Genomic DNA, 22,841 nt, shown 5'->3' with positions numbered 1-22,841 from the left:
GTGCGACAACAACCACTACAAACCAAAGTGGAGAGAGAACTGTATCTGCGTCTGACCATAAACTCAGCAGTGCTGGCTATCTTCGTCGCGCTCGCCATTATGCCCCCAATCGCCATTGCCGGGTCTTCTTTGTCCTGGCCCCGTGGCTGGATCATTGTGGCACTGGTTTACTTTTCGCAACTCGGCATAGGTTTGTGGCTGGCCCGGATAAACCCTTGGCTGTTCAAGCAACAAACCACGTTCCCTCCCAGTAGCTTGGGCGAAAACAAGCGGGCAACAGGCATTATCTTCGGAGTGGTCTTTGTCTACTTCTTGCTGGCCGCACTGGATGCCCATGTCTGGCAGGTATTGCCAGAGTCCGAAGAGGTAACCGCCATCGTACGGGGCTTGTTCCTTTTTCTGTGCGGGATCGGACTCATCGTTTGGAGCTTCAGTCGAAGCCCGTTTGCCAACCCAACACCGCAGATCGAGATCGGCGAGACGCAAATCGTTGAAAACTGCGGCCCCTACGCACTGGTCCGCCACCCCATGTATCTCGGCCTCATGTTCTGCATCGCAGGCCTCTCCATGATACTGGGTTCCATCCTCTTCGCTATTCTCGCAGTCCCCCTCATAATCCTCGGGTTCCTGCCGCTGATGAAATCAGAAGAGCAAACTCTGACAGACCGTTGCGATGGCTACGCGACCTACGCAGACAAAGTCCGCTGTCGCCTGTTCCCATGGATCTACTAGAAAGCCAGAGGCTTCCCCCTGGCTCTTTAAGCTCAGCTACAATGTGAAGAGTATCAGGCGTCTTTCTTCGCGTCTGCAAGCGCTGCGATTTGCTTCTGCATTTCAGCTAGTTGCTCTTTCAGCTCAGAGATGTCACCACTACTCGCCTGCTTTTCCGCTGGCTTAGGTGCATCTTGCTGTTCAGGCGCCTTCTTTTCGTCCTGCGCTTCAGCAGGATTCGCACCATCAAACGGCAGGAACATCTTCATCGCGCGGTCAAACATATCCGCGTTGCGCTTCACCTGCTCTTCCAGCACCTCAAAGGCAGAGCTGCCAAAGGACTGGTTCATCTGGCTCCGCAGCTTCTCTTGCTCTCGTGTGAGAGAAGACATGGAAAATTCCAGATAACTTGGCACAAGGTTTTGCATGCTGTCGCCATAAAACCGGATCAGCTGCCGCAAGAACGTAATTGGAAGCAGGTTCTGGCCCTTGCTTTCCTGCTCGAAGATAATTTGCGTCAGAACAGACCGGGTGATGTCATCACCCGACTTTGCATCAATAACGACGAAGTCCTCTTCATCCTTCACCATCACCGCCAGATCCTCGAGAGTCACATAGGTGCTGGTTCCAGTATTGTAGAGCCGCCGGTTGGCGTACTTCTTAATGATAGTGGCTTCGCTTGTCTTAGCCATCAGATTTGAGTACCTCAGTGCGCATTACGGCTGATCAGGAACACTATCTCAAATTGCTCCGTCCAGCTCCCCCCTTATCCCATATTTTTCCAGATGGGATTAACCAGTAAATTGCAGACTAAGCCAAATCCCACCTTTCGCGCTAGCGGTTTCATTGGTCAACTATGGTCTTAATTGGATTTCTCGAATTCATCTGGCCTTCCCCCCTACAAATTGAATAGTCTGCCATTAGGTATTCTACGAATGCGTTTGACGTCTTATGCTGCAATGCACCAGCTCGGCTCTCCGTTCTGGTGATTTGCGGGAGAACAAGAAGTCCCGCATTGCACAAATATTGGAGAATGGCACATGACTTCGCCTAATGATGTTGTAATTGTAAGCGCTACACGTACCCCTATCGGGTCCTTCAACGGCTCCTTCGCCAACACTCCTGCGCAAGATCTTGGGACGGCAGTAATCAAGTCAGCACTGGAACAGGCAAAAGTAGAGACAGACGAGGTCAACGAAGTCATCTTCGGCCACGTGCTCTCCGCTGGTCTGGGTCAGAACCCTGCCCGCCAAGCCGCAATCAACGCAGGCCTCAAAGACGATTCAACCGCTATTGTCATCAACCAGGTTTGTGGGTCAGGCCTGCGCGCAGTCGCAATGGGCATGCAGCAAATCCAGTCCGGCGATGCTGACGTCATCGTCGCAGGCGGTCAGGAAAACATGACGCTGGCCCCGCACTGCCAGAACCTGCGTGCCGGCGTGAAGATGGGCGACTACACCATGACCGACACCATGCTCAAAGACGGTCTGATCGACTCATTCCACGGTTACCACATGGGCATCACTGCAGAAAACATTGCAGAAAAGTACCAGATCTCCCGCGAAGCACAGGACATGTTCGCGGTTTCCTCTCAGAACAAAGCAGAGGCAGCACAGAAGTCCGGCAAGTTCAAAGACGAGATCACACCAATCACCGTCAAAGAGCGCAAAAGTGAGCGCGTGGTGGAAGATGATGAGTTCATCCGCTTTGGCGCCAACATCGAATCCATGCAGAAACTGCGTCCAGCCTTCAAAAAAGACGGCACAGTAACCGCAGCAAACGCCTCTGGCATCAACGACGGTGCAGCAGCACTGGTGCTTATGAGCGCAGATGCAGCTGAAAAACGCGGCCTCGCCCCACTGGCAACCATCAAGTCTTGGGCAACCGCAGGCGTTGATCCTGCCTACATGGGTCTTGGCCCAATCCCGGCCTCCAAGAAGGCACTCGACAAAGCTGGCTGGTCCATCGACGACCTTGACCTCATCGAAGCAAACGAAGCCTTCGCAGCACAGGCCCTGGCAGTTGGTCAGGAGCTCGGCATCGACTCAGACAAGCTGAACGTCAATGGCGGCGCGATCGCACTTGGCCACCCAATCGGTGCCTCCGGCGCTCGTGTACTTGTAACACTCCTGCATGAAATGAAGCGCGAAGAGAAGAAAAAAGGACTCGCCACGCTTTGCATCGGCGGTGGCATGGGTATCGCGCTTTGTGTTGAGAGAAAATAACCTCAACATTGGTAGTATTGCTATCAAATTGTAATAATTGAGCTTTACGGTCCCTGCGTAAAGTTAAAGTCAAGCCTCTAACTAATGGCGGAGTTGTATTTGCTCCGCCATTATTATTACCTGTAACAGTGGGTTCAAATATTTTATTCCTAAGGTGCGGAGTATTTCGATGAGCAGGGTAGCAATTGTAACCGGAGGAACGCGCGGTATCGGCGCAGCAATCTCTAAGGGTCTAAACGATGCAGGATACACAGTTGCAGCAATCTATGCAGGCAACACGGAAGCCGCGGAGAAATTCAAAGCAGAAACCGGCATCAATGTTTACAAGTGGGATGTAGCAGATCCTAAAGCCTGTGAAGAGGGAATTGCTCAGGTACAAGAAGAACTCGGCCCGGTTGAAGTTCTTGTAAACAATGCAGGCATCACGCGTGATGGCTGGTTCCACAAAATGGACTATGACCAGTGGACCGCTGTAATCAAAACCAACCTCGATTCCATGTTCACGATGAGCCGTCCGGTTCTGGAGGGCATGCGTGAGCGCGGCGCAGGCCGCATCATCAATATCTCATCCATCAATGGACAGAAGGGCCAGATCGGCCAGACCAACTACTCCGCAGCAAAAGCAGGCGTGATCGGCTTCACCAAAGCACTGGCGCAGGAAACAGCGCGCAAGGGTATCACCGTGAACTGCATCTGTCCGGGCTACATCGATACTGACATGGTGGCCGCTGTTCCTGAAAAGGTTCTGGAAGGCATCATCGGTCAGATTCCTGTCGGGCGCCTTGGGAAAGCAGAAGAGATCGCAGGCATGGTCTGCTACCTCTCCTCAGCCGCCGCAGGCTTCGTCACCGGCTCTGTCATGACCATCAACGGCGCCCAATACGTCGCTAACGGCTAAGGCACAGTGGTGAGGCAACTCCCACACTGACCTGCAAACAACCAAACAATCAAAACCGCCTCTCTTCGGGGCGGTTTTTTATTGCCTTGCATTTGATGACCTCAATTGATAATGAATATTCATTATCAATTAGAGAAAAGCCATGCCCCGTCTGACCAAGCAAGCCACGCGAGCAAAAATTCGCGAAGCTGTCGTTGCCGAAGCAACCGAAAATGGCATCAGCGCCACCTCAGTGGGCGGCGTTGTTCAACGTGCAAACATCTCTGCTGGCACCATCTATGTCCACTTCGACAACAAAGAGGACATGCTTCAGAAGATCTATCTGGAGATCAAAACCGAGTTCCACGAATTGATGATGCATGCAGCAAAGCAAACTGACGATTCAGAGATGATCCGCGAGATGTGGTTCTCACTGTTTCAGTTTGTATCCGACCACCCAAAAGACTTTCTCTTTGTTGAGTACGCAGGTGCAGCAAAAATCCTCACCGAAGAGCAAGGCAAGCAAGTCTTGAAAATGCAACAGGAAATTAGTGGCCTTTTGGAACGTGCCAAAGCAAGTGGCAGCGTTGCCGACCTGCCGACCAATGTCATCTCGGTTCTGCTAATTGCACCTGCCATGCAACTGGCCCGCTCAGCTGTTCTTAAAGACACACCCGTCCCGCAAGAGACTGTCGAACTCACATTCGACCGAGTGTGGCTCTCCATTTCAGGCAATACAGCCCTCACCCCATAGCAAGAAGTTCTCCAAATGACATTTAAGCCCTTCCGCTCGCTCATCACAGCGGCGTCAATCTCTCTTATTCTCGGAAACGAAGCCATGTCGAAGCCACTGCCAAGTGAAACAGAAGTCCGTCAAAGTTATCAGGCACACGCGGCAGCCACCCAACTGCTCCGCTGGTATCAGTTCTACGAAAACACAGAGGCTTCTTTTGAGAACCAGCTCGACATTCTGCAGGACGATGTCACGATCACTTCAACAACCGGAACTGCAAACGGCCATGACGAGTACAAAGATCGTGTTGCCCAGATCCCCTCTTCCTGGAAAAACAGCCATAATCTGACCGACTTCAATCCAACGATCGATGAAGACGGCAACATCCAGATCAACGCCTCGATCATCTATCAAAACATTGGAATGGCAGAGGATGGAGCAACAGTCGCCTACAATATCGCTTACACAACAAAACTGACGCCATCAGACGAGCTTCTACCCAAATTCTCCGAAATCACCCTCACTCTCGGCGACCCTGCCGATGCTGGCACGTTCACCAATCTTTATCCAAAGAATCGCCTGCTCAGCCTCGCCCACTATTGGATGACTTTGGTGGAAGACCCACAGCGCAACGCTGAGCCGTTTCGTGAGATCCTCGCAGCGGACTTCAATATCGATTTTGGCCGCGGTGCGATCACCACGTTTGACGGGTTCGCAGAATGGATCGCAGGACCAGCTTCCTCCGTCTCCGCCAGCCGTCACGAGCTGCAAAACTTCAGCTACAAGGAGCTAGGCGACAACCGCTATGAACTCACGGTAGATCTGGACTGGACCGGCATTCTCCCAAATGATGCATGGATGACCGCCAAGACCCGCCACACGTGGACCGTCTCCGACAACCCACAGGAGCGCTTCGCCCGCATCGAAAAGATCAACGTAGAGGTGCTGGAACCTTTCTCTCCCGTTGAAAACTAGCAGCTCTGCTTCCAGGAACGCAAAAAAGCCCGGTCTCGTTGCAGGGCTTTTTTCTTGTCGCACACAAAAAAAGACCGTCCAAAAGGACGGTCTCTTTTAATCAACTCGCGCTGATCACTTCAGTCTTAGACGTCGTCTTTAGCCTGAAGGATCTGACGACCCCGGTACATACCAGTTTTCAGGTCAACATGGTGCGGGCGACGCAGTTCGCCAGAATCCTTGTCTTCCACGTATGTTGGTTGTGCCAGAGCGTCAGCAGAACGGCGGAAGCCGCGCTTCATACGCGTAACCTTTTTCTTAGGAACAGCCATCGTAGCTCTCTCTCTCGTCACATACGCACGCGCCACTCAAGCGCGGCGTTAACGTGCGAAATACACAATCTGTCAGAATGGCGGGGGTTATACAGGCAAACCGAAGGATTTGCCAGTCATTAAACGAAAATAATTTCGCACTACCTGTCCGTCGCCGAAATACAGCTAAGTACATCGCCGGCCACCTGAGCTCGGCTACGGTTTATACTGGCGAGCCTGCGATGTCCAGCGCTAGGTTTTGCTGGATTTCTGGCAATTGGATTAGGAAGCGCCGTCGCCAGCAAAGAAGCCTGAGTCGTGGAAAGATTCGCCGCACTTTTCCCAAAGAAAGTTTCTGAAGCAGCTTCCGCACCGTAAATCCCCGGCCCCCATTCTACAACGTTCAGGTAGATCTCCAGAACCCGGTCCTTCGACATCACCAAATCCATAAACATCGCCAGAGGAATCTCCACCACCTTGCGCACATAATCGCGGTCGTTCCAGAGAAACAGGTTCTTCGCCAGCTGCATGGTGATCGTGCTGGCCCCACGCGGTCGCTTACCTTCCAGCAGGTTACCCACCTGCCCGCGCACAGCTGGCCAGTCAACACCATCATGCACACAGAACCCGCCATCTTCCGAAACAACTACAGCGCGTTGTAAATTAACGGAAATTTCGTCCAATGGCACCCATTCACGCCACACAGGCTGGCCAGTCACAACCCGGGCCAGCATAAGACTGGAATAAGGAGGTACCACTGTATACAGCAGCGTCAGCACCACCGGCAAAGCCACAATCACGCCAAGTGCACGCAGCACCCACCGCTTGATTTTCGGCTTTATTGGCTCGGTTTTCTCCTTTGTACGCGCTTTCTTCAAGCACTCTTCTCCAATACATATCGAGGAAGCGGGACGCTTCTTTGAGTTTCAACCATAAAGCGTTCCAGCGCCTTACAAAGTAGCTTTGCATTTCCTTCAAAAGAGGATTTACGCCTCCAGACCATTCCGATGGTCCGGTACGCTCCCTTGTCGGCAATCCTGATCAGCTTCAAAGAGGTCCCGCGGTCGATATCTGCATCTACTGCAATACGTGGCACAAGCGTGACGCCGATACCGTTATCCACCATTTGCACAAGTGTTGATAAAGATGTGGCTTGTACATCTTCATTGGCCGCCACCATCCGTCCGTCCGCTGCAGCAAGCACATGGTTTCTCAAACAGTGCCCATCTTCCAACAACAGCAACACCTCGTTGGCAAGTTCTTCCATCATCACTTCACGCGCGCCGGCCAGCGGGTGCGAACGCGGCACAGCCAGATAAAAAGCATCGCTCCCAATCTCGGCAGATTCAAAGCCAGTTGTGTCATAGGGCAGCGCCATTAGAGCCGCATCAATACGCCCCTCCCGTAAAGCCAGCATCAAATTGCGCGACAGGTCCTCACGCAGAAACAATTGCAGCTCAGGATAAAGCTCTCTGAGCTGAGGCAAAAAACGGGGCAGCAGAAACGGCGCAACAGAGGGAATCACCCCCAGCCGGAACCGCCCACACAACGGCCTGTTCTGCGCCTGCACCCCATGAACCAGATCCTCCGCGTCACGCAAAAGCAGCGACGCCTTCTCCAGCACATTCTCCCCCGCCTCGGTCAACACCAGCGTCCGACCTGAACGGTCCAAAAGCTCGCATCCCAGAATACCTTCCAGCTGCTTGATCGAGGCAGAAAGCGTTGATTGCGTAATGAAACAAGCCTCCGCCGCCTTCGAAAAAGACAGCAGTTTTGCCAGCGTTTTGAAGTACTGAAGCTGTTTTAATGTGGGTAACATCGTGCGACCGGATGACACAGATCAAAGCCCCTAGATTAGAATTTCTCTAAATTTCAGCGGAATTCGGCCAATCCCGCGATAACTTAACATGCCATTCGAAAAAATCGATAGGCTTCTTCGTTATTATCGTTTTGACCGATTTAGTTAAGAGTTGCATAACGCTCTCAACGAAGGCCGAACCTTGCAGGCTTTCATCAGAATCATTCATCGACGCTGCTCACGCGTCAGTCCATATTTAGGAGAGTACCATGGTCGGAATCGGCGAAAAACTTCCAGAGTTTGAAGTAGTTGGCGTAAAGCCTGGTTTCAACAACCACGAAGAAAACGGCGAAAGCGCATTTGAAGCAATCACTGAAAAAAGCTTCGAAGGAAAGTGGAAGGTAATCTTCTTCTACCCAAAAGACTTCACTTTCGTTTGCCCAACCGAAATCGCTGAATTCGCTCGCCTCGCTGGTGAGTTCGAAGACCGCGACGCAGTTGTTCTCGGCGGTTCCTCCGACAACGAATTCGTAAAGCTGGCATGGCGCCGCGATCACCCAGATCTCGACAAGCTGCCAATCTGGGCATTTGCTGACACCAACGGTTCCCTGATCGACGGCCTCGGCGTTCGCTCTCCAGACGGCGTTGCATACCGCTACACCTTCATCGTCGACAACGAGAACACCATCCAGCACATTTACGCAACCAACCTGAACGTTGGCCGTAACCCGAAAGACACCCTGCGTGTTCTCGACGCTCTGCAGACCGACGAACTCTGCCCATGTAACCGTGAAGTAGGCGGCGACGTACTCGCAGCTTAAGTCCGGCACTTTTTAGGGCCGGAGCACAATAGCAGAAAACTGCAGGGCTCCGGTCTCTTAAGCGTATTCCCGAAAAGCGCACCCCGATTTTCGGGAATACGCCTCCAAAACAAAATATAAAAAATCACTTTTCCACGCAGCCCCACGCCGAAAATTACCAGGAGAAACAGAATGTCCATCGATACCTTGAAATCCCGACTTGGCGACTTCGCCAAAGACGTCCGTTTGAATCTTGGTTCCATGGCAACTGATGAATCCCTGACCGCTCAGCAGAAATACGGCCTGATCGTTGCTTGCGCCATCGCGACCCGCAACGACACAGTCAAAAACGCCCTGATCGCAGAAGCTGCTCCGCACCTGACCCCGGAAGCGATGAGCGCCGCGAAAGCTGCTGTTTCCATCATGAGCATGAACAACGTCTACTACCGCTTCGTACACCTCTCCTCCAACGAGCAGTACGGAACCATGCCTGCGAAACTGCGCATGAACGTGATTGGCAAGCCTGGCGTAGACAAAGTGGACTTTGAGCTGTGGTCGCTCGCTGTCTCCGCCATCAACGGCTGTGGCATGTGCATTGATAGCCACGAAGCGATCCTGCGCAAAGCCGGAGTAACCGCCGAGATGGTGCAAACCGCCGTTCGTTTTGCGTCAATCATCCAGTCCGCTGCTGTCGCCCTTGAAGCATCGGAGCTGGAACTGGAAGCAGCAGAATAAACAAGAATTACTCCTCAGCAGGCCTCGTCCGGTTTGATCCCATCCCTGGATTATTCGTGCCCCGAATTGCGGACGAGACCAACGCTTGCTGTCAAAGCAAAAAGCCGAAGCCCCCAGCTTCGGCTTTTTCTTTATCTGGCCCTTACTCTGGTGCGTTCACACTGTCGGAGGTAGCAAAGACGCCGATAAGGATGACCAGAAGATCCACAATAGCCCAGGCCGACACCACCATTCCAAACCCCAAAGCACCACTGACAACAGCCAGCATCCCGTTCGGGTCCATCGTTTCCATTTTGCTCAAGCCATTGAAAACCAACGCGAGCGTGACCAAAGAAAGCAAAAGCATCACAGCACCGCTCAGCGGCTTACCCAGATAGAACCGGTGAAAACCAAAGCCCCCCAGAAAGAACGAGAGGATCAACGTCACCACAGGAGATTTTCGCGGATGCTTGAGGTGGAAAAAACCTCTTTTCATTGGAGAAACTGCGGATTGATCGCTCATGGCTACGGTCTCCGGCGTGCTTTAATCACCCCAGAAGCATTCATCGCATTTACGATCAATACATCTCTCTATACTTCTTGGCTGCTTTTCAGGATTGGGAAATATCTCCAGCATAAAGCAAAAGAATCAGCCATTTCCGCAGCTAAAACCTACCCTTATCAAAGCCCTTTTCCTTAAAAAGAGCTCCCCGATAAGCGCCCCAATCCACGCAAACAGACCGAAAAGCCGCGATCAGGTTCTCTCAGACCGCAAGGCCACTTTCCTCCCGTATACCAATCAAGATGACGGTTTGAAGCTTCGAAACCTCTGTCCCCCAGAGGAAACGAAACTTGCTAAAAAAGCCCGCAAAATTAAGCCTCTGATGCACTTTTGCATTATTACGACGGCAAAGAAAAAACCAATACGCAGCAAAGCGACACGAGCAAAAGCACAGATATACCCCAGCGGCCCCTGGCCTCGCCCGGCTCCAGAAAACGGGTAATGCAGCACACAGCCTGTGCCGCGAAGCGCGCGTATACCCAAACATGGCACACACCGTCCATCCCTGCATTCTATCCATGCAGAAAGTCGCTAATGATATGCTCTGGGGTGAATTTTCCAACGCAAAGGCCCCGGAAAGAACTCCGGGGCCATCTTGTTACAGCAACGCGCTTTACGCCGTTTTTCTGCGATCATTGCGATGAGAAAGCATCGCCTGTTCGTTATGACCGATGAAGTCCCGAATAATTGGAACTGCATCCCGCTCCTTCGACAAGATCAGCTGGAACACCATCATCCGTCCATGCAGAAAGTTCATTTCACAGCCAGAAAGATAGAATTCCCACATCTTGCAGAAACGCTCGTCATACAGCTCTTTGATTTTGTCCCGATTTCGCTCGAAGTTCAGGCGCCAGTCTCGCAAAGTATAGTAGTAGTGCAACCGCAAAATCTCGTTGTCACACACCCACATCCCGGTCTTTTCAATGTCCGCAAACGTTTCGGAAAGCGCAGGGCAGTACCCGCCGGGGAAAATGTACTTCGTCAGGAAAGGCCCGGTCACACCCGGAGGTCCACAGCGACCGATGGAGTGAATGACTGCATAGCCATCCTGCTTCAGACAATCACGAACCTTAGTGAAGTAAGCACCCAGATTTCCAATGCCCACATGCTCCATCATGCCAACAGAAACAATACGGTCAAACTCGCCTTCAAACTCGTTGTAATCCAGACAAACGAATTCAACCTTGTCCTCAAGACCAGCAGCTTTCACCCGCTCCTCGGCAATCTTGATCTGCTCGGTGGAGACGTTCAGGGAGGTCACCTGAGCACCCGCTTGCGCCATACGAATGGCTAGAGAACCCCAACCACCGCCAATTTCCAGCACAGACATGCCGGGCTTCAGGTCCAGCTTGGCAACAATATGGTCCAGCTTGGCCTGCTGTGCTTCTTCCAGCGTATCCTCGGGCGACCGGTAATACGCACAGCTGTAATTAAGCCCGTCATCAAGAAATAGCCGATACAGCTCTGTCGACAGATCATAGTGATGGCGGACCTGAGCTTTGTTTTTCTTCAGGTTCAGGCCCAGGCGCCGGCGTGTATGCCCGTCTTTCATAAAGGTCAGAATGCGTTGAATGGGATGTTCTGTCAGCAGGCCTTCATTAGCCATGAACACTGCAATCAAATCATTCAGAGTGTACCCTGGCTCGACAGTGATCTGACCATCCATATAGGCTTCAGCAGCCTTCAACTCCGGGTCAATCAGAAGCGTATATGGAAGCTTCCAACTGTGAAAACGCAGGGCAGCGGAGGGTCCGCTGTCTTCACTGCCAAAGACATACTTCCGGTCTTTGGCGTCAAAAATTGTAAGTTGTCCTTTCTGGACAAAATCTGACAACATCTTCGAGAGTGCACGCATTCTATTCCCCTATCATCTCTTATAGCTGACTTATTAGGGCGCCTTGTTGCTTGGCTCTTATTACATGACCGTAGGTAACTTTAGATTTAACCTAATAAAGAAAGCCGACTCAAAGCAACTCCGCAGGAAATCTCACCCGAATATTTAAGGGGTCAAAATGCGCTGAATCAAAATGAAAAAACCCATTTTGCTTGACCTTGAGGGGTTTTCAGGACAAACGATCAATTTGCTGTCAATCGATTGGTAAGCACTTTTCATTCTGTTGTACTCAATTTGCTCTGTTGGGATGGGGTTCTGTGTCTGTTGCTTTGAAGTCGGTCATCACCGAAACCGCTCAGTCTCTTGAAGAAAAACTCACCTCTCTCTTGGGAGAGACCGTTCGTTCTGAAGAGCTGGCCCGTCCTGAACGCCTTCTGGAAGCAATGAATTATGCGGCCCTGTCCGGCGGCAAACGCTTGCGTCCGATTCTGATGGTCGAAGCAGCCCGCCTGTTTGGGCACGAGAACGAGGGCACACTGGTTGCCGCTTCCGCGCTGGAATGCATTCACTGCTATTCACTCGTTCATGACGATCTTCCGGCAATGGATGATGACCACGTACGTCGTGGTCGCCCAACAACGCACAAAGCGTTTGACGAAGCCACCGCAATCCTTGCAGGTGACGCGCTTCTCACAATCGCCTTCGATCTTATCGCTGATGAACAGGTCCACCCTGATCCGGCCATCCGCCTGCGCCTGTCTCAGGAACTAGCTCGCGCATCCGGCATTGGTGGCATGGCAGGCGGGCAGATGCTCGACCTCGCCTCCGAGCACCATGACAGAACAGAAACCGAGATCCGCCAGCTTCAGGCCATGAAAACCGGCGCACTCATCCGATATGCGTGTCGTGCTGGTGCAATTCTCGCAGATGCTTCTGAAGATGACATCGCGCGCCTCACCCGCTTTGGCGAGATCATCGGTCTTGCCTTCCAGCTGGCAGACGACCTGCTTGACCTGACCGGCGATGCAGAAGTGGTGGGCAAGGCAACCGGTAAAGACGCAGAAGCTGGCAAGGCAACGCTCGTCAGCCTACTCGGTGAAGAACAGACCCGTCAGGAACTCGCACAGCTTATCAGCGAAGCAGATGAACTGCTGGTTCCCTACGGCGCAAAGGCCAACACCCTGAAGACGTTGGCCCGCTACATCGCCGATCGTGAGAGCTAAACCGGCTCAACCTGCATAAACTCCACTTCAGCTTCCGGCAAAACTGCAATGCTGCCGTCATAGCCACCCAGATAAACCAGTGTGTTGTTGTGATGCTCTCTGATGAGCTGACTACTCGCGTGGTCCTTATCATGCGTGGTGTGTGCATCACTCACCAGACGCAGATTATAGCCAAGCGAAGCCGCCCGCCGGAACGTGGTATCCACGCAGAATTCAGAGGCAAACCCGCATACCGTCAAATCTGTAACACCGCGCTCATCCAGCAACTCCTTCAGGTTGGTTTTGAAGAACGAATCCGGTGCCGTCTTGCGCACCTTCACATCGCTCTCAGTCACAACCAAATCATCCGGCAGCTCCCATCCCTCAGCACCATAAGCCAGCGGATGGTTCTCCCGCTCATGCTGTATCACGATAACCGGAATGCCCGCACGGCGTGCCTTTGCACTTAAGCTGTTGATCCGAGCGATGGTCTCATCCCGCTCAAATGGCTGAGGTTCCACATCAAACAACAATTTCTGGACATCAATAATAACCAGCGCAGTACTCATCTTTCCCCCTATGGTCAGAAGATAGCCTCCCTCCGACTCCCTAAAAATACGCCCGCAAATTGATCATAAGCATTTGTAATCAATGATTATTTTCTTTGATTTTTCCTCTCTTCAATCGGATAGTCAACCCGGAAACAGAGAGAGAGGTACTCCTATGATGGATCAACAAATGATGATGGAAAGCTTTGCACTTTGGCAGCTTGCAGTCATGATCCTCTGGATAATCATTGTCGTGATTCCGGTCAGCAAGATCTTGCACCGGATCGGTTTCTCAAGGATCTGGGCTATTTTGGCGTTCATTCCACTCATCAATCTGGTCTTTTTGTGGATCCTCGCCTACATCGAATGGCCGGTTGACGATAAAGCGTAAACGCTACTTCACGCAGACAACCTGATGATCACCCACAATGTCCGGGAGGTTTCCGGGCATCATGAACACTGCGTTCGGTGTTCCGGCCGCAGCCCACACTTCGTCGTAGGTCAAAAGGTCTTCATCCACGTACACCGTCAGCTGCTGCTTATGGCCCAGCGGCGGAATACCGCCGATTGAGAACCCGGTGACATTTTTGACGAACTTCGCATCAGGCCGTCCGATTGGGCCGCCCACAACGGCCGAAATCGCCTCTTCGTTGACGCGGTTGGTTCCGCTCGCCAATACCAAAATTGCTTCCTCGGTGTCCAGCTTCTGGAAAACAAGAGATTTGACGATCTGCTCCTGAGCACAGCCCAGCGCCTGTGCAGCTTCGGCAGCCGAGCGGGAGGAATCCGGCAACTCGACCACCTTCAGGCCCAGCCCACGATCATCCAGAAAACTCTGAAACTGCTTTGCCCGCTTACTTTGCAACATCTCACCCCTCCTCCGAATGCAACCAACATAATACGCGTGAAAATAAAAACTTAGAGCTTGCTGCGTAAACAAACAGCACCGCAACACACCCTACATGGTGGTTGGCGTAGAAATTCCAAACCGCTCTTTCAGGAACTTCAACGCCAATGTCTGCGCCTCACCATTGATGGAATGATCGAGACCCACCAGACGGTGTGTTTCCACAGTAAAGCCGGCACGTGCCAACGTATCTTCTGCAGCCCCTAGATTAGCCACTGGCACCACATCATCCTCAGAGCCATGCAGCAACATCACCGGAGGCCGGACCATCATCTGATCGAGCAGATGCTCCGGTCCACCCAGAACACCCGAGAAACTCAGCAATCCAGCCGCTTCCGAAACCCGTCGCGGCCCCACGTGCAGCGCCACCATGGCCCCCTGAGAGAAGCCTCCCAGAACCATATCCCGCTCCAGCAGGCCATAATGCTCCAGCTCCGCATCCAGCACACGGTTTAGCAACGGTGCCGCAGCCTGCACGCCCAACCAGACGTCCCGCGCATCAAACTCAGACGCAGCAAACCACTGACGCCCTTCCACCCAGTGCGCGCAGGGCTCCGGCCCATTCACGCAAACAATCGCCGTCTCCGGCAGTGCATCCCGCAAAACACGCGCCGTCGGCTCCATATCACCGGCATCACCACCATACCCATGTAGCAACACCACCAGCTTGCGCACCGGCGCATGGCTCGGCTCCAGCCGGATGCACTCAAGTTCGTGCCCAATCATTCAGCTTTTTTCCGTCGTCATATGGCTGCCAAGGTCCGCAAGCAAATCACCCTCCAAAAGAGCCTTCATCGCCTCACCATCATAGTAGCGCTCCTCAATGATCTTATCGCCATCCCAGCGCTGCAGGCTTAGCCCGTCAATCTGATGCACTTTCCCTTCATCGTCCACAAAGCTACTCAGATTGCGAAACGCGCATAACCCGCGCACCTCGTCAATCACCACATCTTCAATCTTGCCCGTAATAGATTGAGCCGCAGCGATGAACGGTTCCTGCTTAGCCCGCCCTGCGATAGCCCCATTCGCAAACAGCACATCATTGGCAAACATCTTCACTGAAGGATCGAAAAAACGATCAAACGCTTCCAGCGGTTTTCCATCGCGAAGCAGTTCAATCTGCTCGTCTACAGCTTTCACAAAACCTTTGGATCCCATCAAGCAGCTCCCCCTATCTGGATTGGTTCAGAACCATTCACACCGGCAGTGTCTCACGCCCTTCTTTCATCACACGGTAGTAAGACCAGAACAACCGCGCCGCAGTTCCCCGATGAGGAGACCACGCCTCGGCAATTTCGGCAAGCTCCTTTCCTTTGGGACGTCCCTCCAGACCAAGCGCATGCTGCACCGCCGCCTGCAGCGCCACATCACCAACCGGAAACACATCCGGATGTCCGGCGCAAAACAGCAAAAAGATATCCGCTGACCACGGACCAATGCCTTTAATTTCACAAAGCCGCTTATGCGCCACCTCACCCGGCCACTCCACCGCTTCGCTCAGGCACAACCCCGCATTCAGCTCTTCGGCAATAGCCTTCAACGTGCGTAGTTTGGCATTGGAAAGACCAACACCCAACAGCTCCTCATCACTCTTGGAAAGCAGCACATCCGGCTCAAACGGCACCACAAGCGCCTCAAGCCGCGCCCAAATGCTTGCAGCAGCAGCCACAGAGAGGAGCTGCGCCACCACAATATTGCAAAGCCCGGCAAAATCCGCAGACCGCCTGCGCAAAGGCACCTGCCCTGCAACATCAGCCACACGAAGGAGCCGCTCATCCAGCAGCACAAGGGACGCTAACTCCCGCTCAATATCCTCAAGCGTATCTATGGGTTTCAACGCCCCCTCCTCAAGCAGGCAAAGATGCTCTAATAACAAAGCTGTCCATATTCCAAGTAGAACCATTTCGCAAATGAACGTGCCTGTCTATCGCTTTGCTCCGTCCCCCAATGGCCACCTCCACCTTGGCCACGCCTATTCAGCTATCCTCAACTATGAGGCTGCAAGACAAAGCGGCGGAAGGTTCTTGTTGCGCATTGAGGACATCGACACGGTCCGCTGTACTCCACAGCTTCAGCAAGACATGTTGGAGGATCTGAGCTGGCTCGGACTGCAATGGGAGTTACCAGTGCGCAAGCAGTCAGAGCATTTCGGAGACTACACCAAGGCACTGCAAAAACTGGAGGCGTTGGGGGTAGTCTACAAGGCCTACCTCACCCGCGCCCAGATCAAACGCTTCGTTGCCAAACAAGATGCCTCAGACACACCATGGCCTCGGGATCCAGACGGAGCCCCGCTCTACCCCGGCGACAACGGCGTCCTGACAAAGCAAGAGCAGCAAACTCTCCATAACTCCGAGGCTCCCTACGCCCTGCGCCTGAACATGACCAAAGCCATCAAGCTCGCGGGCGACCCTCTCAGCTGGACCGAAGCCCAGCACGGACTAATGCAGGCCAATCCGGCTGCCTGGGGCGATGTGGTCCTTGCCCGCAAAGACACCCCGACCAGCTATCACCTCTCGGTAGTGGTCGACGACGCCCTACAAGGCATCACATACATCCTGCGCGGCAAAGACCTCTATCACGCCACCAGCGTCCACCGCCTGCTGCAAACCCTTTTGGAGCTGCCAGAACCGCTCTACGAACACCACGACCTCATCCTCGACGAAACCGGCCGCAAACTCGCCAAATCCGCCAAGGACACCGCCCTCCGCGAACTCAGAGCAAGCGGCATAACCCCAGCCCAAATCAGAGCCAGACTGGGCCTGTAGGATTAAACCCTCTCGCCCACGGCAAAACTAGTCAGCAGACGCTCGGGAAGCTCACTGTAGGAATCGAAAGTCGCTGTGCCGATTTCAGGATCAGCCCCTTCGCAGAACTTTAAGACGTTCATCCCTGCACTTTTTGCAGCGCGAACCCCCACCTCACTATCCTCAATAACGGTGCACCGCTCAGGTGAGACCCGCATTTCACGTGCGGCGTGAAGAAACAATCCCGGATCAGGTTTCCAGATACCTACGTCATACGAGCTAAATATTCTGGGGCCAAAAAAGCGCTTCAGATCTGTTTTCTCCAGCGCCGATTCAATCTTTGCTCGAGGGCCACTTGAAGCAATACACATCGGTAATGAGATCTCGCAGAGCGCTTCTGAAACCTCGGGAAACGCTACTAACTCTGTATTGAATAGATGCTCTACCTGAGCGCGATAGTCAGCTTCAAAACCAACAGGCAAACGCCGCCCGATAATACCTTCAAGATCATCCAGAATACAGGAGAGTTTGCGTCCCCGAAAGCGCCTCATAAGATCAACGAGTGGTAGTTCAATCTCAGGCAACAAATCCAGAAAAGCCTGCGAACACAGTGGCTCGCTATCCACCAGCGTTCCATCCAGATCAAAAATCAAACAGCCATCCATTTCTCACTCGCCCCTATTTGATCTGGAAAATTCTGCCTATATTCCTGCTCTTGAGCTAATAGATGCAGCAAGTGCTCTTAGTAGCCCAGAAATTCCAAGACCCAGATCCAGAAGCTCATTGTGATGATTGAGAAAATGGTTGTCAGGCTGATGGAGTTTGCGCTCATGGCGTGGCCAGTTCCAAATTGGCTGGCGTAAAGGTAGGCCACAACACCGGTTGGGCACGCCGCTACCAATGTCGCCACCGCGACCCATAGTGGCGAAAGCGGAAACACATAAATTCCCAGAACCAGCACGATCGCAGGCATCAGCAGGATTTTCAGGAGACTGAGCACTCCGCCAATCGCGATATTTCCGCGAACACCATAGTTCAGCAGGGTCATCCCGACAGAAAACAACGCCACAGGGCTTGCAGCACTCGCCAGCGGAAGCAAAATCCCGTCCAGCAGCGCAGGCAGCTCAAATCCGGAAAGGTTCCACCCTACACCCAGCAGAACAGCAACCACCAGTGGGCTCGTGATCAGCGTCTTGAAAAGCGACTGCATCACATGTCTCAAAGGCCGCGCTTCCCAATAACCATCCACAACTACAGCCCGCTCCATGGCTAAAACAAACACCAGCGTCACAGAAGGGGCATGAATGGAGATGATTAATGACAGCGGAATCAGCGCTTCCGGCCCGAAAGCCGAGGTAATCAGTGGAATGCCGATTAAGGAGGTATTGGAGAACGATGCAGAGAAACCGCCAATGCAGGCCGCCCGTGCTTCACGCCCAAACACCTTGCGCACCATGTATCCGCCCAGAACAGCAGTGACCATCAGCGCAGTATAATAGGTGCCCCAGAGCGCCCATGGGCTCAGCCCGCCAAGATCAGAAGTCGCCAACGTTCGGAAAATAAGAACAGGAATGAGAACCGTGATACAGAAGGTACTGAGAGTATCGCCAACGTGTTTGTTGAGCAGTCCGATATAACCGAACCCGTAGCCCACGCCCACAGTCGCAAATATGGGAAAAACCACCTGTAGTGTACTAAACAGCATTGTGTGTTCGCTCTCTTTCCACCCTACAGCACTCTTCCAACGCACGCGCAAACGCACTTGTAAACGTCACAACAAAATCTCGGTGGATGCTTGCCAGAACAGGGCGAACTTTAACTGCAAGTCTTTTAGACTCTTTCAAGAAGAATGATCAAGGAGGAATCTCATGCCCTCTTCAAAACCGGCTTCCCGGCAGGATATCGCGAGACTGGTGCATGACTTGAAGACACCACTGTCCGCCATGAGAACCGCTTCTGAGCTGATCGCGCAAGAGCCCCTCAGCGATCAGCAGCAACACCATCTGAACACACTGCAATCCTCCATCAGTTCTCTGGAAGAGCTGACCGGCACCATCCTTCACAAGTACGCAAGGTCTCAATCACACAACGCCAGCGCGGAACCGGTTGACCCGAAATCTAAACCAATTCTGGAGCAGCTCAAATATATCGTTGACCTGTTCTCACCTCAGGCTGAAAGATCCGGCCACGCTCTGGACTATCGCTGGTCTCACGAGGCCATGTCAGCCTATCAGACACGTTCAGATGAACTGCAACGCATTCTGGCTGTACTGGTCGATAACGCCATTTTGTACAGCAATGCGGGCACAATCACTCTGAGCGCCCACATCAAGTTCTCCAACCACCAGCCTAACATTGTGGTGACACTCAAGGATGCAGGCCCCGGCCTGACACCTGAACAGGTCTCTTACCTTGATGCGCCACGCACACCCAAGCGTGGGTCGGACAACCATGGCCTTGGATTGTGGAGCGCGCGTCACCTCGCCCGCAACCACAACGGAGACCTGCACCTGATCACAAACGCAAAGCATGAAGCCTGCTTTGAGTTACTCCTGCCAATTCAGGAAATCCCGCAAACCGACAAATCGTCGCCGACCTCACGCATCAGCCCACGCTCCGCGCTCTCAGGCTCCGTGCTGATCGTTGACGACAATAAGCCCAGCCGCGAGCTGCTTGGAGCAATCTTCTCCTCGTTCGGCCTCAAAGTACGTTCCACAGACAGTGGCAAACAGGCCCTCTCCCTACAAGAAGAAACACCCTCTGACCTGGTCTTTCTCGATCTGCACATGCCGGAAATGAGTGGCCATGAGACGCTTCATCAGATGAAGACCAATGCACAGGACAACGCAAAGGCCTATTTTGCCATCACAGCAAGCATCGCACCGGATGAACGCCCAATATTACTCAACCAAGGCTTTACGCAAATTCTGGAAAAGCCAGTCACCCCATCCGCGCTCTACAGCCTCGTGGAAAGCACGCTGCAGAATTCGAGCTAGCCAATCCGCAGAAAAGCAGCATCCAGCGCTTCATCAAGCCGGTCATTGCCCCAGTAAAGCTCGCCCTTTTCTGTGATCATGCTCGGCGCACCAAACACACCAAGCGCCTCAGCCTCAGCAACAGCTGCGCGCAGGCCGATCTTCACTTCGGTGGTTTCGACCTGCTTCATAACCTTGTCCGCATCAAGCTCCAGCTCCTCAAGCAAAGCTACCATCAGCTCAGGCTTTGAGATGTCTTCATCCAGCGCAAACGCCATATGAAACACAGCACGGCTAAACGCGCCGATCCAAGGCTCGCTGCGTCCTGCAAAAGCAATGCGGGAGGCAAGCAGACTGTGCAGAGGGAAAATACTTGGCTTCTGCCACGGCAAACCAAGATTGGCAGCAGTACGCGCCACATCACGCCACATATAAGCGCCCTTCTTCGGGTTCTCGACAAACGGCGAGCTCTCCAGCCCCTGCCGCCGAAAGATCGGCCCCAGCAGAATAGGTCGCCATTCAACATCGACCCCCCTATCCTTCGCCAGCTGCTCAATTCGCGCTGCAGTCAGGTAGGAGTACGGGCTGGCAAATTCATAATAAAACGCGAGCCGAGGCATTCTTTCACTTTCTGGTCCGTTGGACCAATAATCCGCTGCCTATGTTTTCACACCTACGAAAACGGGAAATGGAAACAATTTGTATTTATCTCTCAGTCCCCTATATGGGGGATGACAATGTGTGACTTAATCTTGCTGAGCATCAATGGAATTTCAAGGCAGCACATTGGCGCAAAGCTTAAAAACCAGTATACCGCCTTGTAACCCCCAAAAGAGCGAACTCAGGAATTCCCGTGGTACAAGAAGGCCCAAAGACCTCAATCCTAAAGAAAACAATCAATTTCTGCAGCGAACGCCCGTTCACAGCAGTAATTAGCTATATTCTTGTCGTCTCCGTGATTTTTCTGATTTTCCCGGGACTGGACATCTGGGCCTCCAATATCTTCTACGATGGTAATGGCAACTTCCCGGTTTCAAGAGACCCGTTCTGGTACAATGTCCGGTACTTCGGTGTCTACATCTTCAAATGGGTTGCTGCGCTGGCATTGCTTGTAATGCTCTTCAAACTCGCCTTACCCAAACTAAAGGCGGTGATGGACCTTCGGCACCCGATCTTTGTCATCTCATCGCTCGCTCTGGGTTCGGGCCTCGTCGTTAACACGTTCTTCAAAAACATGTGGGGCCGTCCACGTCCACGCTCAACAGACATCTTCGGCGGCGACTCGCCCTTCATCGGCGTTTGGCACCCTACTAACTACTGTGATAGTAACTGCTCGTTTGTTTCCGGCGAAGCATCGGCAGCTATCTGGCTAATGACATTGGTCTTCATTGCCCCCAAAGCATGGCGCCTGCCGCTGGGAATACCAATCGGACTGCTCGTCTTCGTTCTTTCGGCCAACCGTGTGGCATATGGCGGACACTATCTTTCAGACACATTGCTCTCATGGGGCATCACCATGCTGGTGATCATTGCTATCTACCACTACCTATACCAGCGCACCCCTGCATGGGCACAGCCAGACAATCTGGACGCCTCCTTCACCAAGGCCGGCATCTGGCTGCATGTAAAAATCGGCACCGCTGCCTGCTGGTGCATAAGAAATATCAAAGGCTTCATTCACAGATTTAGATAATCTGAGCAAGAACCAAAAAAGCTCCGCAACATCTGCGGAGCTTCCATTTAATTCTCTGTGATAAGCCTAGATTTCGGTCGGCTCCATCTCCTCGCGGATTTCCTGCAGAAGATTGTAGGTACCGTTCCGCAACAGTTTATAGACCTCATCAAACCCTTCATTGGCACCGTAATACGGATCCGGGACGTCTTTCTGCTCATCCTGAAGCAGCAGCCGCACGTTGGCCGTATGCAGGTACGGCGCTTCAGCATGAATATTGACCAGATTGCTCGAATCCATCGCTACGATGTAATGGAACTTCTCAAAGTCCTCTTCTGCAAGCTGACGCGCTTCCTGATTGGAAATATCAATGCCATGCTTTTGCGCAGTCTGGATGCTGCGGATATCCGGCTGCTTGCCACGATGCCAATTGGCGGTGCCTGCGGAGTCCACGTAGATCTGCTCTTCCAGCCCGGCTTGCTTCACATGGTGGCGGAAGACCCCTTCTGCCAACGGGCTGCGACAGATGTTTCCAAGGCATACAAACAGTACACGACGCTGCAACAAGACCACTGCTTCCTCCCAATCTGACTGCCTGAGTATCTATCCCCTCTGAAACCTATGCTCCAAAATTTCATAAGGGTCTACTCGAATATCCATGGATTTTGCGAGTCAGAAAAACCTACTAAATCTGATATAACCCTTGCAACAAAACTAAAGGTGGTCTTGTGCCCGAGCTATTGTCCTCAACCGCAAAAGAATTCGCCCTCGCAGAACTACCACACTGGAGCTTGTCTGAAGATGGCAACGCGATAGAGCGCACATTCACCTTCCGCTCGTTTGCCCGCGCCTTTGGCTTCATGTCCAGCGCTGCAATTGTTGCGGAAAAAATGAACCATCATCCTACATGGACGAACACCTACAACAAAGTGGAGGTGTTACTTACCACTCATGATGCTGGTGGGCTGACAGAGATGGATTTCAAGTTTGCCCGCAGGCTGGACAAGCTGTTTGACGCCTAGGTCTAAAGAGACGAGTGCAATCAGCATTCAATCTTGAACTGGCGCACGTCATCAACCATCTTACTCTCGATCAGCACGTGACCGTCTTCCTGGCACATATGTGGAATATCGATAGCAGACATAGGGTCAGTGGCTTTCACCACAAGCTGCATTCCCTTCGCCATACGCTTGAGGTGCTTGCGCGTCTTCATAACCGGCAATGGGCAGTTAAGACCTCTCAGGTCCAAAATATCTGTATCTTCCACCAAT

Annotated in this window: 30 protein-coding genes; 14 read left to right on the top strand and 16 right to left on the bottom strand. The window is 52.7% G+C overall.

The genetic code is table 11. The annotated features are described in order from the left end of the window. Positions 1-27: 27 nt before the first annotated feature. Complete coding sequence (locus tag IE076_RS07845; protein WP_209008933.1) at positions 28-732, top strand: methyltransferase family protein; 705 nt, start codon at positions 28-30, stop codon at positions 730-732. Positions 733-785: 53 nt separating this feature from the next. Here IE076_RS07845 and phaR read toward each other — a convergent pair whose 3' ends face one another. Beyond that, positions 786-1,403: a polyhydroxyalkanoate synthesis repressor PhaR gene (phaR, locus tag IE076_RS07840; protein ID WP_189436196.1), complete on the bottom strand. Its 618-nt coding sequence runs from the start codon at positions 1,401-1,403 to the stop codon at positions 786-788. Between the two features lie 348 nt (positions 1,404-1,751). Between phaR and IE076_RS07835 the strand changes: the two genes are divergently transcribed. The 4 genes from IE076_RS07835 (at position 1,752) to IE076_RS07820 (ending at position 5,521) form a co-directional block, all read left to right on the top strand. After that, positions 1,752-2,936, top strand: coding sequence for an acetyl-CoA C-acetyltransferase (locus IE076_RS07835; protein WP_189436195.1), 1,185 nt, complete (start codon positions 1,752-1,754; stop codon positions 2,934-2,936). A 169-nt stretch (positions 2,937-3,105) separates the two neighbouring features. Beyond that, positions 3,106-3,834: an acetoacetyl-CoA reductase gene (gene phbB / locus IE076_RS07830; RefSeq protein ID WP_189436194.1), complete on the top strand. Its 729-nt coding sequence runs from the start codon at positions 3,106-3,108 to the stop codon at positions 3,832-3,834. 142 nt (positions 3,835-3,976) lie between these two features. Next, complete coding sequence (locus tag IE076_RS07825) at positions 3,977-4,567, top strand: TetR/AcrR family transcriptional regulator (RefSeq protein WP_189436193.1); 591 nt, start codon at positions 3,977-3,979, stop codon at positions 4,565-4,567. Between the two features lie 15 nt (positions 4,568-4,582). Then, positions 4,583-5,521, top strand: a complete 939-nt coding sequence (locus IE076_RS07820) for a hypothetical protein (protein WP_189436192.1) — start codon at positions 4,583-4,585, stop codon at positions 5,519-5,521. A 125-nt stretch (positions 5,522-5,646) separates the two neighbouring features. Here IE076_RS07820 and rpmF read toward each other — a convergent pair whose 3' ends face one another. From rpmF to IE076_RS07805, 3 genes are all read right to left on the bottom strand, one after another. Next, positions 5,647-5,832, bottom strand: coding sequence for a 50S ribosomal protein L32 (gene rpmF, locus IE076_RS07815; RefSeq protein WP_008550278.1), 186 nt, complete (start codon positions 5,830-5,832; stop codon positions 5,647-5,649). 140 nt (positions 5,833-5,972) lie between these two features. After that, positions 5,973-6,689: a monofunctional biosynthetic peptidoglycan transglycosylase gene (gene mtgA, locus IE076_RS07810; RefSeq protein ID WP_189436191.1), complete on the bottom strand. Its 717-nt coding sequence runs from the start codon at positions 6,687-6,689 to the stop codon at positions 5,973-5,975. Further along, positions 6,686-7,630 (bottom strand): hydrogen peroxide-inducible genes activator, encoded by a 945-nt coding sequence (locus IE076_RS07805; protein ID WP_189436190.1) that lies wholly within the window; start codon positions 7,628-7,630, stop codon positions 6,686-6,688. Before IE076_RS07805 ends, mtgA begins: the two co-directional genes overlap by 4 nt. A gap of 248 nt (positions 7,631-7,878) precedes the next feature. On the opposite strand from IE076_RS07805, the gene IE076_RS07800 reads away from it, so the two are divergent. Then, on the top strand, positions 7,879-8,430 hold the full coding sequence (locus IE076_RS07800; RefSeq protein ID WP_189436189.1) for a peroxiredoxin: 552 nt from the start codon (positions 7,879-7,881) through the stop codon (positions 8,428-8,430). A 171-nt stretch (positions 8,431-8,601) separates the two neighbouring features. Further along, positions 8,602-9,144, top strand: coding sequence for an alkylhydroperoxidase, AhpD family (ahpD, locus tag IE076_RS07795; RefSeq protein WP_189436188.1), 543 nt, complete (start codon positions 8,602-8,604; stop codon positions 9,142-9,144). A 142-nt stretch (positions 9,145-9,286) separates the two neighbouring features. Here the strand turns inward: ahpD and IE076_RS07790 are convergent, their stop codons facing one another. After that, the gene (locus tag IE076_RS07790) at positions 9,287-9,574 is read right to left on the bottom strand and encodes an NINE protein (RefSeq protein WP_209008932.1); all 288 of its coding nucleotides are present in this window, start codon (positions 9,572-9,574) and stop codon (positions 9,287-9,289) included. A gap of 15 nt (positions 9,575-9,589) precedes the next feature. Between IE076_RS07790 and IE076_RS22540 the strand changes: the two genes are divergently transcribed. Next, entirely contained in the window at positions 9,590-9,823 is a 234-nt protein-coding gene (locus tag IE076_RS22540) for a hypothetical protein (RefSeq protein WP_194539859.1), read from the top strand. Between the two features lie 475 nt (positions 9,824-10,298). Here IE076_RS22540 and IE076_RS07785 read toward each other — a convergent pair whose 3' ends face one another. Then, the gene (locus IE076_RS07785; protein ID WP_189436186.1) at positions 10,299-11,540 is read right to left on the bottom strand and encodes an SAM-dependent methyltransferase; all 1,242 of its coding nucleotides are present in this window, start codon (positions 11,538-11,540) and stop codon (positions 10,299-10,301) included. A 296-nt stretch (positions 11,541-11,836) separates the two neighbouring features. On the opposite strand from IE076_RS07785, the gene IE076_RS07780 reads away from it, so the two are divergent. Beyond that, complete coding sequence (locus IE076_RS07780) at positions 11,837-12,742, top strand: polyprenyl synthetase family protein (RefSeq protein WP_189436185.1); 906 nt, start codon at positions 11,837-11,839, stop codon at positions 12,740-12,742. Here IE076_RS07780 and IE076_RS07775 read toward each other — a convergent pair. Continuing rightward, positions 12,739-13,290, bottom strand: coding sequence for a cysteine hydrolase family protein (locus IE076_RS07775; protein ID WP_189436184.1), 552 nt, complete (start codon positions 13,288-13,290; stop codon positions 12,739-12,741). The genes IE076_RS07780 and IE076_RS07775 overlap by 4 nt on opposite strands. Positions 13,291-13,444: 154 nt before the next feature. Here IE076_RS07775 and IE076_RS07770 point away from each other — a divergent pair, with 154 nt between their 5' ends. Beyond that, complete coding sequence (locus tag IE076_RS07770; RefSeq protein ID WP_244649630.1) at positions 13,445-13,660, top strand: hypothetical protein; 216 nt, start codon at positions 13,445-13,447, stop codon at positions 13,658-13,660. Between the two features lie 3 nt (positions 13,661-13,663). On the opposite strand, the gene IE076_RS07765 is transcribed toward IE076_RS07770, so the two are convergent. The 4 genes from IE076_RS07765 to IE076_RS07750 form a co-directional block, all read right to left on the bottom strand. Next, complete coding sequence (locus IE076_RS07765; protein ID WP_189436183.1) at positions 13,664-14,137, bottom strand: YbaK/EbsC family protein; 474 nt, start codon at positions 14,135-14,137, stop codon at positions 13,664-13,666. A 90-nt stretch (positions 14,138-14,227) separates the two neighbouring features. Next, a complete protein-coding gene (locus IE076_RS07760; RefSeq protein WP_209008931.1) occupies positions 14,228-14,902 on the bottom strand; it encodes an alpha/beta hydrolase in 675 nt (224 codons plus the stop codon). Beyond that, entirely contained in the window at positions 14,903-15,334 is a 432-nt protein-coding gene (locus IE076_RS07755) for a hypothetical protein (protein ID WP_189436182.1), read from the bottom strand. A gap of 37 nt (positions 15,335-15,371) precedes the next feature. Further along, positions 15,372-16,013, bottom strand: coding sequence for a DNA-3-methyladenine glycosylase family protein (locus IE076_RS07750; protein ID WP_189436181.1), 642 nt, complete (start codon positions 16,011-16,013; stop codon positions 15,372-15,374). Positions 16,014-16,086: 73 nt separating this feature from the next. Between IE076_RS07750 and gluQRS the strand changes: the two genes are divergently transcribed. Next, positions 16,087-16,944, top strand: a complete 858-nt coding sequence (gene gluQRS / locus IE076_RS07745) for a tRNA glutamyl-Q(34) synthetase GluQRS (RefSeq protein ID WP_189436180.1) — start codon at positions 16,087-16,089, stop codon at positions 16,942-16,944. A 2-nt stretch (positions 16,945-16,946) separates the two neighbouring features. Here gluQRS and IE076_RS07740 read toward each other — a convergent pair whose 3' ends face one another. Both IE076_RS07740 and IE076_RS07735 read right to left on the bottom strand, forming a co-directional pair. Then, complete coding sequence (locus IE076_RS07740; protein ID WP_189436179.1) at positions 16,947-17,588, bottom strand: HAD-IA family hydrolase; 642 nt, start codon at positions 17,586-17,588, stop codon at positions 16,947-16,949. Positions 17,589-17,665: 77 nt separating this feature from the next. Then, a complete protein-coding gene (locus IE076_RS07735; protein ID WP_189436178.1) occupies positions 17,666-18,628 on the bottom strand; it encodes an AEC family transporter in 963 nt (320 codons plus the stop codon). A 163-nt stretch (positions 18,629-18,791) separates the two neighbouring features. Between IE076_RS07735 and IE076_RS07730 the strand changes: the two genes are divergently transcribed. Continuing rightward, positions 18,792-19,919, top strand: coding sequence for a hybrid sensor histidine kinase/response regulator (locus IE076_RS07730; protein WP_189436177.1), 1,128 nt, complete (start codon positions 18,792-18,794; stop codon positions 19,917-19,919). On the opposite strand, the gene IE076_RS07725 is transcribed toward IE076_RS07730, so the two are convergent. Beyond that, complete coding sequence (locus IE076_RS07725) at positions 19,916-20,518, bottom strand: 2-hydroxychromene-2-carboxylate isomerase (protein ID WP_189436176.1); 603 nt, start codon at positions 20,516-20,518, stop codon at positions 19,916-19,918. The genes IE076_RS07730 and IE076_RS07725 overlap by 4 nt on opposite strands. 233 nt (positions 20,519-20,751) lie before the next feature. On the opposite strand from IE076_RS07725, the gene IE076_RS07720 reads away from it, so the two are divergent. Then, positions 20,752-21,591: a phosphatase PAP2 family protein gene (locus IE076_RS07720; protein WP_189436175.1), complete on the top strand. Its 840-nt coding sequence runs from the start codon at positions 20,752-20,754 to the stop codon at positions 21,589-21,591. Positions 21,592-21,657: 66 nt separating this feature from the next. Here IE076_RS07720 and IE076_RS07715 read toward each other — a convergent pair whose 3' ends face one another. Beyond that, complete coding sequence (locus IE076_RS07715) at positions 21,658-22,143, bottom strand: low molecular weight protein-tyrosine-phosphatase (protein ID WP_189436174.1); 486 nt, start codon at positions 22,141-22,143, stop codon at positions 21,658-21,660. A gap of 155 nt (positions 22,144-22,298) precedes the next feature. Here IE076_RS07715 and IE076_RS07710 point away from each other — a divergent pair, with 155 nt between their 5' ends. Then, positions 22,299-22,592 carry a 4a-hydroxytetrahydrobiopterin dehydratase gene (locus tag IE076_RS07710; protein WP_189436173.1) on the top strand — a complete coding sequence of 98 codons (294 nt, stop codon included), beginning with the start codon at positions 22,299-22,301 and terminating at the stop codon, positions 22,590-22,592. 20 nt (positions 22,593-22,612) lie between these two features. Here the strand turns inward: IE076_RS07710 and IE076_RS07705 are convergent, their stop codons facing one another. Continuing rightward, positions 22,613-22,837 (bottom strand): sulfurtransferase TusA family protein, encoded by a 225-nt coding sequence (locus tag IE076_RS07705; RefSeq protein WP_189436172.1) that lies wholly within the window; start codon positions 22,835-22,837, stop codon positions 22,613-22,615. Between the last annotated feature and the right edge of the window lie 4 nt (positions 22,838-22,841).

Source organism: Pseudovibrio japonicus, assembly GCF_014651595.1.
Classification (GTDB): Bacteria; Pseudomonadota; Alphaproteobacteria; order Rhizobiales; family Stappiaceae; genus Pseudovibrio; species Pseudovibrio japonicus.
Note: the sequence above shows the minus strand (reverse complement) of the source record. Positions and strands in the feature narration are given on the sequence as shown.